The organism is Flavobacterium sp. HNIBRBA15423 (assembly GCF_052655965.1).
In genome coordinates, this window is sequence record NZ_CP199751.1 from 2,840,340 (window position 1) to 2,851,436 (window position 11,097).

The following is an 11,097-nucleotide window of genomic DNA, read 5'->3' on the forward strand; positions in this document are numbered from 1 at the left end:
CCTGAAAAAACGAAAGATCCCAATTGTGCCACGGATTTTTAAACCCCATTTTGATAAAGCTTCTCAATACTTAATAAAGTTTTCAAAGTTTTTCTTTTTTTACGCTTTCCCGCAAGGAATACTCACCCTACTCGATTATTCTAATAACAAAATCTAAACAATTATTTTAGTATAATCAAACATTAAGTGATAGATTGAAAAAAGCTTTTGATTATGATTTCTTTTATGAATAGAAAAATAACTTGAATCAAATTTTTGAGCAATGATTTTCGGTTTTAAATCTTGATTCGTTATAATTTCAGAATTAGTAGTTAAATTTTTATTTATACCTAAAGCAACAGAAGAATGAGTATAACTAGGGTTTGTTATATAAGCAATTTGTCCTTCAAAATTTAACCTAGGAGTATTAAAAGCTCTATCGCACATTTTCTTAATATCAGAAACATATTCACTATATCCATTTTCCACAACTTTGCACTCTATTGCTAAATGAATTTGCTGTTGATTTCCACTTTTACCCCAAATTTCGCTTAATCCAGTTTCGTTTACCTTAATGTCTATATAATCATCTTTAATAGTATCGTTTTCTGTATATGATTGTTTAGGTTCATAATTTAAAAACAAATGAACATCTGGTTTATCCGAAATATTATTCTTGTAATAATTAAGGTTATCCCAAATCCCTAAATAATCATTAACAAATTTTTCACTTAAACCTTCTTCAAGATTATATCTTGTTTTAGTTTCATTTAGAAAAATATCTTTCCGATATGTTTTAGCTTCATCAATCATTTTTTGATAACAATAAACAACATACTGCATAACCATTTCAACTCGTTTTTGAGTTAACTGTTCAGAATTTGATTTAAAATTAGAGGCATTAAGCATTAAAGTCTGAATTTAATCGTTCTAACTCTGCTTTTTGTATAGCTTCTTTAAATTCTGCTACATCATACCATGCCATTGCTCTGTGCCAACATTTATATTCATTGGGCTTAATGATATAAAAAGAATTCTTTTCAAATCCTTTTATGTCTTTTTGAATAAATAAGTTGTGTTCAGAATCTTTAGCATTTGTAATTTGAGAAATGCTTAACGAATTGGCTAAACTTTTTAAAACTTGCTTTTCCTCCTTTTTATCCGAATAAACTATTTTTTTGGAAGGTTTTTCATTTAGGAAAACAAAATTTATTGCAATAAAATAGTCCAAAGAATAAATTTCAACTTGAATAAATTCGTCATCATATATTTTTTCAAATTCTTGTATATAAACATCAATATATTTTTCAAGAAACTCTTTATTATTATCAACTTTCTTCAAAAATTTTTGCTGTTTACTTTCTTGAAACTGATAACGGGAAACTTCTAAAACATAATTAATTAAGTCTTTTTCGTAACCCTTAACATTATATAAACTATTGGTAATTGAATTTATATCTTTGAGTAACTGTCGATCAATTGGTAAACTCTCTGATTTTATATCTTGACTATAATATTTTTTTAAAGGATTTAGGAATTTTTCAACTAAACTAACTAATTCTTCATTAATAGAATTAGTTGTTTCAATTATTGGAAATGATAAAAACTCTTCTTTCCATTTTATTTGAGGATGTGTAGCAACACCCCAACCACCCGAAATTGAATATATGTAATATGTGTATAAATCTGAAATTAAATTTGAATATATTCTTTTTAATAAAGAATCGTTTTTGCTTGATAAGCCAAAAACACCTTTTTTAAAAACCGAAGGATTTTCACTATATGAAACAATTAAATTAGACCAATTTTTTGCCTGCTCTTTTATTAAAATTTTATTTGAATCAAAATTGTATAAACTTCTTCCAGACTCAATCTGAATGTCATCTTTCTCTATTTTGTTAAATGATTCTTTAGTGAAATATTTATTTACATCTCTATTTTCAATTAAAGGTAATCCTTCTAAAAAATCAAATCTATTTTTTTTATTTCCGACCAATATACCAGATGTCCCATATAAAGTTTTGTTGTCAATAAATTTTGAAAGCTTTTGTGAATTAATATTCTTGATTCTAGTAATAAAAGCAAAATCTAAAGTATTACCATACAAAGCAACTTTAAACATCCAATCATTTTCTATAAAATGTTTTTGTAGAATTTCTTTTTTATCAAATTTCTCAATTACCAACATTTTAAAATTCTTTAAAAAAGAATTAACTTTTAAGCTTTGATGGTCGACTAAATTATTTAAATATTCATTATTTTTTGATAAATGATAAAAAACAATTGAAGTTGGACTTTCTTGTTGTTCAAATAATGATTGTTTAACTGCTGATAAATCAAAAAACTTATCAATGCAAAACGTTGTTAAAAACTCATTTTTAAATGCTCTAGTTGTTTTTGAAACATTATAAAACATTGTACTCGTAACTATCAATGCAGTTTTAGTATACGACTGCATAAAATCCTTTGAGCGTAACAAGAAAGATTGTGCTATTTCAAAATTGCCAACTGTTTTTTTATTTTCTTTTAACCAATTTGTATGAAAAATATCGGCTTTTTTGCTTTTCCAAGGTGGATTCCCAAGTATAAATTGCGTTTTCTTACCTCTTATGATTTCATTAAATTCATGGTTTACATTGAAAAAATTAGCTTCAAAAAGATTTTCATTTATTAAATTTGGGAAAGGATATTTTTCAATATCTTTTGGATCTTGATAGTCCAATAATGCAATATAAATAGAGAAACAAGTTACTTTTAATGCTTCCTTATTAATGTCAATACCAAATAAATTATCTTTTGCAATGGCTCTTATTTTTTCACTAAATAGTTTTTTATTAGAGTTTCCATTTAATTCAATTTCTTTTTCAATCATTTTTCTTAATGATTGCACAAGAAAGATTCCTGATCCAACAGCTACTTCAAATATTTTACATTCTGAAGTATTATTTTCTTCTAAATATTTATCAACTGTATCTTTTAAAATATAATTAACTAAAAATGATGGTGTATAAACAGCTGAATCTAAATCTCTTGTTTCTGGATCAATTAATGATTCATAAATTCCCGAAATTACTTCAACTGGAATAATAGAAAAGTCAAAAATTTCAAAATAATATCCTTCAAACAATGAACCTTGTTCTTCTATTTCTCCTTTAAAAACATTTGCTAAATATTCTGACTGTTCTTTAGAAATTTGAATATCTAATTCTTTAAAAAGCGCACCATTAAAATTATCATTCAATTTAGAAAAAAGCTGATTAAGTTTTTCAGGATTTTTAATTAAACTACTGAAGCTAATCCTTCTATCCTTTGTGCTTTTACCTGAAATATAATCTGTATCAATTTTTATTTCTCTATCAATTAAATATCTAATGAAGATTAACCTTAAAATTAACGAATTCGCTTCATTATCATTTAAACTATGGCTTTTATTTATATCAACTAAAGTTTCTCTAACTTCTTTAATATTTTGAAAAAGTTTTTCATTTACTCTTTTACGAGACTCTTTCTTTTTATTATTTTCATAATAATCATCTTGCAACCATTTCCAAGTATTTCCACTTTGTAAGTTCCAAAAAGAAAATTTATCAATCATCTCATTTTGGGATAGTTTTATTTTTTCTAAACTACTCTCTTTTTTACTATAACTTAAAGCATTGTATACTTTTACTTCCGTATCTTTTATTACAAAAATAATTGGAGCATTATCAAACGACCAAACCTTTTTATGAATTTCATTTTCCTTTTCTAAATCTGTATTTGAAGTTAAATCAAAAAACAAAACAAAAGGTTGGTTGTTAAAAACATAAAAAGCATCTGGCTTTATGTCTTCTAATTTTTTATTTATATCTGACGAAAAGCCATCAAAAACTTCTCCGTCTTCTTTATTTCTAAAGAAAACAGCATCATTTTCAATTAAATCTAACTGATTTAGAATATTTTTTAGAGCCTGAGTCAAAATAATTATATGAATTTTCTACAAAAATAACACTTTAAAACATTTTTAAAATAAAACAAAAAATTACTTAATAACAAATTTATGTTTTCAAAAATTTAAAACTTAATAGTTATAAAAGATTTTTTAGATTTTAATCTTCAAATTTTCTTCTGAAAAACAACTCCCCTAGCCCAGATTGCAATAAAACGCTTTTTGTGAAAGAAGGCTATTTTTTGTTGGGCTAAAAAAGCGACCACAGGAAGCTCTTTTTAGATTGTACAAAAAAAGCCTTGTTTGCAAAAACGTGTAATGGAAAGCTGGAAATAGCTCCTTGAGAAAAGTGTTCAGTTGTTAGTACTCAGTATTCAGTTTTTGAGTGTTCAATTATTTCTTCTCTGTTTTTTTATTCTCTATTCTCTTTGTTCTAGTTTCTTTGCTCTTTTTACACATTCAACAAAAATTACCTGTTTTCATTACAAAAAATCAGCTAAAAAATTCGTATTTTTACACATACAATAATTAGCTCTACTATGGAAACGCATTTTGAAAGTAACCCTTTGATAGACAGGTTACCTAAACATTTAAAGCAATTTATAAAACCACAGGATTATACCGCATACACGCCTATAAACCAAGCGGTTTGGCGATATGTAATGCGAAAAAATGTAGGTTATTTGTCTAAAGTAGCACACGAATCGTATTTAGAAGGACTTCAAAAAACAGGTTTGGAGATTGAAAATATCCCAAATATGTACGGCATGAACCGAATTTTAAAAGAGATAGGTTGGGCTGCTGTAGCCGTAGATGGTTTTATTCCTCCTAATGCTTTTATGGAGTTTCAGGCTTATAATGTGCTCGTTATTGCTTCCGACATTCGTCAACTAGAACATATAGAATATACACCAGCTCCAGATATTATTCATGAAGGTGCTGGTCACGCTCCTATTATTGCTAATCCAGAATATGCAGAATATTTACGTCGTTTTGGAGAAATAGGCTGTAAGGCAATTTCATCTTCACATGATAACGAAATGTATGAAGCTGTGCGCTTATTATCCATTTTAAAAGAAGCTGAAGACACACCAGAAAATGAAATTAAAGCCGCTGAAGAACGTGTGGAATACTTACAAAACAATATGGGCGAGTTATCGGAAATGGCTCGCATAAGAAACTTACACTGGTGGACTGTAGAATATGGTTTGATAGGAACCCTTGATAATCCTAAAATATATGGTGCTGGTTTGTTATCTTCCATAGGAGAAAGTGCGTGGTGTATGACTGATAATGTGAAGAAAATTCCTTATGACATTTCGGCTGCTGACCAAAGTTTTGACATTACCAAGCCACAACCGCAATTATATGTTACTCCTGATTTTGCACATTTGAGTTTGGTTTTAGAAGAATTTGCCAATACAATGGCAATTAGAAAAGGTGGTCCTAAAAGTGTGAAAAAATTGATTGATTCAAAAACCTTAGGAACGATAGAATTGAGTACGGGTTTACAAATTTCGGGAGTGTTTACCAATGTGATTGAACATGAAGGCAAATCGGTTTATATACAAACCTCTGGTCCAACTGCTTTGGCTTACAGAGAAAAAGAATTAGTAGGACACGGAACGGAATATCATGCTGAAGGTTTTGGTAGCCCAATAGGCATGCTAAAAGGCATCAACCTAGCCATTGAAGACATGGGACCAAGAGATTTAAAGGCCTATGATATCTATGAAGGAAAACAAGTTACACTAGAATTTGAAGGAAACATAATCGTTTCGGGAGAAATTGTTACTGGCACACGCAATTTACAAGGAGAAATTGTACTGATTAAATTTAAAAATTGTACAGTTACGCATAATGATACTATTTTATTCCAACCAGAATGGGGTATTTACGATATGGCTGTGGGTAAAAAAATCACCTCCGCATTTAGTGGTCCAGCTGATGTGAATAGTTTTGATATGATTACACATGTGCCTTCTTCTACTACCATAAAAGCAAAAGTTTCTGCTGAAAGACAAGAATTAGAAATTTTGTACCAAAGTGTTAGAAACATTCGCGAAAACAAAAAAGCTACCACTACTTTGAAAGAAGCTTTTGGAGCTGTTTCCGCCAATCATCCTAATGATTGGTTGCTTTGTATTGAAATTGCAGAATTAGCTTATAAAGAAAATGACAACGAGTTTTTAGACAAGATTGTAAATCATTTGGAATTAATAAAAGTAAAAAGACCAGAAGTTATTCTTTTAATCAATAATGGTTTGGAATTGATTTTTGAAAAGAATTTGGTTTAATTGTTCTAATATAAAGAGGCTCTAAATAATAAAAAGACCATCAATTCGTAAATTGTTTACTTATTAATTTGCAAATTGATGGTTAATTTTGTAAATCTTAAATTCTACTTTTTACTAATTTGCTTCACTACTTTTCCCTTATTTGTTTCTAGATGTAAAAAATAATTTCCTGCTGGTAAAAACGAAATATCAATTAAATTTCCACTGGCTTTAATAAATACCTTTTGACCTAACGTATTAAACAATTGCATTTTAGAAATACTTTCTTTTGAATTGATAGTTATAGTAGTAGAAGAAGGATTTGGGTAAATCTTAACTTGTGTATTCTCAAAAACATCTTGATTCAAACTTCCTAAACTTACTGTTTGCAATAAATCATTCATTCCTTCTGTTGCTTCCCAAACTCCATCATTGGCTAAGCGTATAGCATATTTTGGATTTGAAGCTAATGTAGCCTCACTATCAGGCATGTAAAGAAAGCTACTATAATCTCCCATTGGTAAACTACTTAAATCTACTATTGCTGATATGTTTATAGTATTTGTCCAAGTTCTACAATCTGTATTTATTAAAAAGTTTGTTTTTTGTAAGGTGCTGTTATTTTTTAAAACCAAATACACCATTCTTTCCTTAAAAATTCTGGCATAACCTTCATTAGTGAGATTAATTTGAACCGATAAATTTGTTCCTTGCAAATCAAAAATAGAATTATTTAAAACCAATCGGTAGCCTAGTTTTCTCTTTATATCATCAATATGATTTGAATTGATCCAATTGGTAATATTTTGTTCGAAATAATCTCTGTTAAGCATTGACCAATTGGTATCATCCAATTCTAAAATGGCATTTGAACCATCTGTTCTAGGAGGATTTAGACCATTAGTTTCACCACTCATAGGTAAGTAATTGCTTTCATTACTCAAATACACATAATCAGTTGTACCCACAGGATTTTGATATTGACTATTTACTTCATATGTCCCTTGATCGCCATAATCATTTAAAAAAGCATCATTAAAAAATCCTATTCTTGCTAAAGCTGTATTTTGATAGGCTGTTGCTGGTGTTAAAGGAGTATTTCCATACATTGTTTTTTTTAATAAAGGATAGCGAACCTGAATGGGAATGGAAATAGGAGTTGCGTTTAGCATAGCATCTACTACTTCCTTTCTATTTAACCATTGTGTTGCATTTATATTGTCCTCTGTTCCAAATTCGCTAGAATTAGTATAATACCATTCTCCCCATGTGCCTATAAGTCCCGCTTGATGCGAAATAATAACATCTTTATTGGCATTAATTATTGGAGCTAATTGATTTAAATGACTTAAAATTTGAGCTTTATTTGCTTGTTGGGCAGAAGTTCCTTGAGCATTAGAATAAGAAAATCTAATGATGCATTTTAAACCAGTCATTCTAATTCTATCAAAATCTAACTGTATATTATTTAAATAAGCTGTATTAATATCTGTATTTAAAAAATCTTCTAAAAGAAAATACCTAAAAAGGACACTAATTTTATCTGTTCCTGAATACCAATCATTTAATTCGTTTACATTAATATTGCTATAATTAGCAGTAGTAGCATAATTGGAATCGGTAATTGAATATTTCTGAAAACCTCGTTCAGGATTTGCAAAAATCTCATTTGAATTCGTGTAATTAACTGTATTTTGTGCAAACAAGGAATGGCACAAAATACATAATCCTAATTTAATTTTTTTCATACAGTTTGTTTAGTTTGTTTGTTTTTGTAATAACGTAAGTTCGTAACAATTGTTACAATAAATTATTAAATTGCACCTTACATTTGTATAAAAATTACAACTTATGGGACTTTTAGATATGCTAGGATTTGGTAATAAAACCAATGAGATTAAAGAATTTGTAGCCAATGGTGCAATCATTCTTGATGTAAGAACTCCAGAAGAATTTAAAGAAGGACACATTAATGGTTCTAAAAACATAGCTCTAAATAGTTTAAATGGAAAAATTGCAGAAATAAAGAAATGGAATAAACCCATTATAGCTTGTTGTCGTTCAGGAATGCGTAGTGCTCAAGCTACTTCTCTTTTAAAACAAAACGGTATTGAATGTATAAATGGTGGTGGTTGGACTAGTTTGCAGGGTAAATTGTAAATTTAGTCTCAATTAAAAAGATTAATTGTCATTCTGAACTTGTTTCAGAATCTTAAAATTTGCTTCAGTTAGAATCTGAAACAAGTCCAGATTGACATCTGTTATTTTTTTTTCACAACTTCAAATCGGTTTCTTTTTGAATTATATTACCTTTGTATTGTAAAGTCCAACCCATAGAATTAGTTAAGACTAGCATTTTTGTAAGTTCAGAAAGCAATCGGTTTTGAGCATTAGATTTTAAAGTAGATTTTTCGATTTTCTTAGCTAAATTTTCTTTGGCAATCTTATTAATCTTATTATAATCGTCACCAGTAAATTCATTAAAAGTAGACGATTCAATATTGTAATATTTAATATCTGGACTGATTTTTATTTCTTCTTTAGGAATATTGGTAATCGTTAAAATTTTATTTTCAGCATCAATATCATAAGTAACTTTACTTAAATCGAAGCCTACTGTTACATCTGCATTGATCACAACTAAAGCTTTCTTATCGAAAGTTAAACCTGGCAAATAAGTTTTCTTTTGAACTTTATAAGTTAGAACTTCAGCAAAATGACCTTCGGTAACGACTAATTTGCCTACATTTTTAATCTGTTGTTGGATTAAATTAGTATCATATTCTACAGTAGTTTCATTTGAAGTAGTTGTAAAGTATTTGTATCCAAAAAACAATACTAACCCAACTAGTATTACTACAACCCATTTTCTTAATTCAGAAAGACTAGTAAAAAGACTCATAGATTTTTAATTTTAAAATTTGATATAAGGAAATCTTGCTTGCAAATTACTAACTTTTCGCTGTGTATTTTCAATAAACTTCAAATGACTTGTAGAATTAGGATTAAAAGGTCTATGTGATAATGCTTTTTGAATTGTTTCAACCTCATCCATAGTTAGAAATGCTTTTTCTGAAATTACTGTTTCTTTGAATCGTTGCCAAATATAATCGATAGCTACTTGGTTAGGATGCAACATATCTTCAGCATAAAAGCGATAATCACGAAGTTCATCAAGCAAAATTTCGTAAGAAGGAAAATATTCAGTGTTCAGTTTGAAGTGTTCAGTATTCAGTAAATGTTGTAAAGAAGTAATTAAATGAGCTTTACTAATAGTATTTTCCACAAAACCATCTTTAATATGTCTCACAGGTGAAACGGTAAAAATAAACTTAACATTTTTATTGATTTGATTAACCAATGTGACACTATTTTTTATGCTTTTTTCAATAGTTTCAACGGAAAGTAATTCTTTTGTAAACTCTTTTTGAGGTACTTTATGACAATTGGCAACTATTTCATTAGAGTCTATATTTCGATAAACCCAAGAAGTTCCTAAAGTAATTATAATATGTGTGTATTCTGTAATTTGATGATTCAGAAAAACTACAATACTGTTTAATCGTTTCAGAAAGACTTCTTTATTTGGGTTTGATAATTCTGAATGTACTTCATAACAATGCCATAAATCATTATGAAAAAAAACATCTTTCTCTGTAAATTGAATTCCATTTACTATTCTATTTACCAATTTTTCAATAGAAACAGCATTAAAAATAATTCCAAAAGGATTAGTTGTAGTTTGAAATTTATAATAATCAAACTTCTTACCTATATTTTCTGCAAAACAAGAACCCAATGACAAAACTTTAGAATTGTAATCTATTGGGTTATTGCTTTTTAAAATTGGAATTTTTGTAGTGAATTGCATCTAAAGGAATGTGTCAATTTGAAAATGTTTCTATGATTCCCAAAAGTAGTAATAAAAAAAGAAACCCAAAACGAATCATTTTGGGTTTCTTTTTTCTGATATTTATTCTTAGTTATAAAAATATTGTGAGACAGAATTGTAATCACTATTACTCGTGTCAATATAGTTCTCAGTCAATGGCATATTATTATTATTGTAAGTGTAAGTGGATGACTCCTCCAAAACATTATCACGTTTAAAATTCAAATTATTATTAGAAACACCATCATAACCATAGATATATTTTGGACAAGCTATTAAAGTTTTAGAAAGCCCTACAACATTAATAAGTGGATTAACTTTATCATCGAATTCGTTTTCTTCCACTCTACTCGATTCCCAAATTGTTCCAGGATATTCTGTAATTGTTTTTTTATATGGCTGGTCTCCATTTAAGTAAATAATTCCTGTAGCAACAATTGTTGAAGGTGAAGTTGTTGTTGAAGTAGTCGTAAAGGAAATAGTACTATTCGAATTATAAGTAAAAATATCCTCTTCAGCTAAACCTGTTGAAGCACGAGATGATTTAATCAATCTATTGTTTGAATCATATTCATAAGAAATTACCTCTTCCATAGTATAACCTTCACCATCATCAAAAAAATATTCTTCTTTAGTTATTAAATCGCCTGTGTAGGTAAAAATAGTCTCATCTCTTACATCTAAATCGGATGTCTGTCTCACTATTTTATTTCCATTATATTCAAATTCTATTGTTTCAACCGTTCCATCATCATATGTTTCCACTATTTTTGTTAACAATGAACCTGAACTAGTTTCCTCAGAAGGAGAATCGTCACTAGAACATGAGGTAAAAACTAAAGTGATTGCACTTAATACTGTAAGAAATTTTTTCATTTTTATGTCTTTTTTGAGGTAAAGAAGCAAAGAAAAGAAAAATAAATAACTTAACATAAGTAAATTTGAAATCTACCAAAAGAAATTAACATTTTAATATAATAGCCCTTTTAGAGTTTTAAACTCTAAAAGGCTGTTTAGAATAA

General features: G+C 28.3%; 8 protein-coding genes. 2 read left to right on the forward strand and 6 right to left on the reverse strand.

Annotated features, from left to right (window positions below):
- Positions 1–153 precede the first annotated feature (153 nt).
- Positions 154–888, reverse strand: a complete 735-nt coding sequence (locus ACULEV_RS12800; RefSeq protein ID WP_445455441.1) for a hypothetical protein — start codon at positions 886–888, stop codon at positions 154–156.
- On the reverse strand, positions 881–3,937 hold the full coding sequence (locus ACULEV_RS12805) for an Eco57I restriction-modification methylase domain-containing protein (protein ID WP_445455442.1): 3,057 nt from the start codon (positions 3,935–3,937) through the stop codon (positions 881–883). The genes ACULEV_RS12800 and ACULEV_RS12805 overlap by 8 nt, the downstream gene beginning before the upstream one ends.
- A gap of 509 nt (positions 3,938–4,446) precedes the next feature.
- On the opposite strand from ACULEV_RS12805, the gene ACULEV_RS12810 reads away from it, so the two are divergent.
- A complete protein-coding gene (locus tag ACULEV_RS12810; protein WP_445455443.1) occupies positions 4,447–6,204 on the forward strand; it encodes an aromatic amino acid hydroxylase in 1,758 nt (585 codons plus the stop codon).
- A 104-nt stretch (positions 6,205–6,308) separates the two neighbouring features.
- Here the strand turns inward: ACULEV_RS12810 and ACULEV_RS12815 are convergent, their stop codons facing one another.
- The gene (locus tag ACULEV_RS12815; protein ID WP_445455444.1) at positions 6,309–7,931 is read right to left on the reverse strand and encodes a DUF4832 domain-containing protein; all 1,623 of its coding nucleotides are present in this window, start codon (positions 7,929–7,931) and stop codon (positions 6,309–6,311) included.
- A 103-nt stretch (positions 7,932–8,034) separates the two neighbouring features.
- Here ACULEV_RS12815 and ACULEV_RS12820 point away from each other — a divergent pair, with 103 nt between their 5' ends.
- Positions 8,035–8,343 carry a rhodanese-like domain-containing protein gene (locus tag ACULEV_RS12820; protein WP_445455445.1) on the forward strand — a complete coding sequence of 103 codons (309 nt, stop codon included), beginning with the start codon at positions 8,035–8,037 and terminating at the stop codon, positions 8,341–8,343.
- Positions 8,344–8,455: 112 nt separating this feature from the next.
- On the opposite strand, the gene ACULEV_RS12825 is transcribed toward ACULEV_RS12820, so the two are convergent.
- The 3 genes from ACULEV_RS12825 to ACULEV_RS12835 all read right to left on the reverse strand — a co-directional run bounded on the left by ACULEV_RS12825 (position 8,456) and on the right by ACULEV_RS12835 (position 10,951).
- Positions 8,456–9,085, reverse strand: coding sequence for a DUF4230 domain-containing protein (locus ACULEV_RS12825; RefSeq protein ID WP_445455446.1), 630 nt, complete (start codon positions 9,083–9,085; stop codon positions 8,456–8,458).
- Positions 9,086–9,097: 12 nt separating this feature from the next.
- Positions 9,098–10,054, reverse strand: a complete 957-nt coding sequence (locus ACULEV_RS12830) for a GSCFA domain-containing protein (protein ID WP_445455447.1) — start codon at positions 10,052–10,054, stop codon at positions 9,098–9,100.
- 108 nt (positions 10,055–10,162) lie between these two features.
- On the reverse strand, positions 10,163–10,951 hold the full coding sequence (locus tag ACULEV_RS12835; RefSeq protein ID WP_445455448.1) for a hypothetical protein: 789 nt from the start codon (positions 10,949–10,951) through the stop codon (positions 10,163–10,165).
- Positions 10,952–11,097: the final 146 nt, after the last annotated feature.

Coding starts and splice junctions, on each gene's coding strand:
- ACULEV_RS12800 (WP_445455441.1), bottom strand. CDS start 888: ATGCTTAATGCCTCTAATTTTAAATCAAATTCTGAACAGTTAACTCAA.
- ACULEV_RS12810 (WP_445455443.1), top strand. CDS start 4,447: ATGGAAACGCATTTTGAAAGTAACCCTTTGATAGACAGGTTACCTAAA.
- ACULEV_RS12815 (WP_445455444.1), bottom strand. CDS start 7,931: ATGAAAAAAATTAAATTAGGATTATGTATTTTGTGCCATTCCTTGTTT.
- ACULEV_RS12820 (WP_445455445.1), top strand. CDS start 8,035: ATGGGACTTTTAGATATGCTAGGATTTGGTAATAAAACCAATGAGATT.
- ACULEV_RS12825 (WP_445455446.1), bottom strand. CDS start 9,085: ATGAGTCTTTTTACTAGTCTTTCTGAATTAAGAAAATGGGTTGTAGTA.
- ACULEV_RS12830 (WP_445455447.1), bottom strand. CDS start 10,054: ATGCAATTCACTACAAAAATTCCAATTTTAAAAAGCAATAACCCAATA.
- ACULEV_RS12835 (WP_445455448.1), bottom strand. CDS start 10,951: ATGAAAAAATTTCTTACAGTATTAAGTGCAATCACTTTAGTTTTTACC.